This is a genomic window from Pseudoalteromonas sp. T1lg76, assembly GCF_002964725.1.
In the GTDB taxonomy this organism is placed as follows: domain Bacteria; phylum Pseudomonadota; class Gammaproteobacteria; order Enterobacterales; family Alteromonadaceae; genus Pseudoalteromonas.
The window spans coordinates 1-603 of the sequence record NZ_PQCE01000082.1; the positions used below are offsets into that span (position 1 = coordinate 1).

Sequence of the window (603 nt, forward strand, 5' to 3'; positions counted from 1 at the left end):
CCGTGAGGCTTAACCATACAACACCAAAATGGTGTGAGACTGTTAAGTTAGAAGTTAGAAATTAAAGACTGAAGTAGACACATTACTTATTGCTTTGAAATAAAGAGCAGCTTTCCGAATTTAATACTGATTGCAACAGCGATTAGTAACCAATTTGCTTGGTGACAATAGCGTTCTGGACCCACCTGACCCCATGCCAGCTTTCCGAATTTAATACTGATTGCAACAGCGATTAGTAACCAATTTGCTTGGTGACAATAGCGTTCTGGACCCACCTGACCCCATGCCGAACTCAGCAGTGAAACGGAACAGCGCCGATGATAGTGTGGCATTTGCCATGTGAAAGTAGGTCATCACCAGGCTCCTATTCAGAAAAACCCGCTCAATGAGCGGGTTTTTTGCTTTCTGGCCTGAGTGACCAACGGAAACAAGTTTACTTGTTTCAGCACAGTCAATTCGATTCGAAAGAATCAAAATCAGAATTCAATGAGCGCCGTTCTTCACTCTTTATGGGTGGGAACAAAAAAACTTTTAATTGAAGAGTTTGATCATGGCTCAGATTGAACGCTGGCGGCAGGCCTAACACATGCAAGTCGAGCGGTA

At 43.4% G+C, this 603-nt stretch carries 2 rRNA genes; both read left to right on the forward strand.

Annotated elements, in window-relative coordinates:
- Positions 1–247: 247 nt before the first annotated feature.
- Positions 248–362, forward strand: a 5S ribosomal RNA gene (gene rrf, locus C2M35_RS15285).
- A gap of 170 nt (positions 363–532) precedes the next feature.
- Positions 533–603, forward strand: a 16S ribosomal RNA gene (locus C2M35_RS15290); the annotation flags it as partial.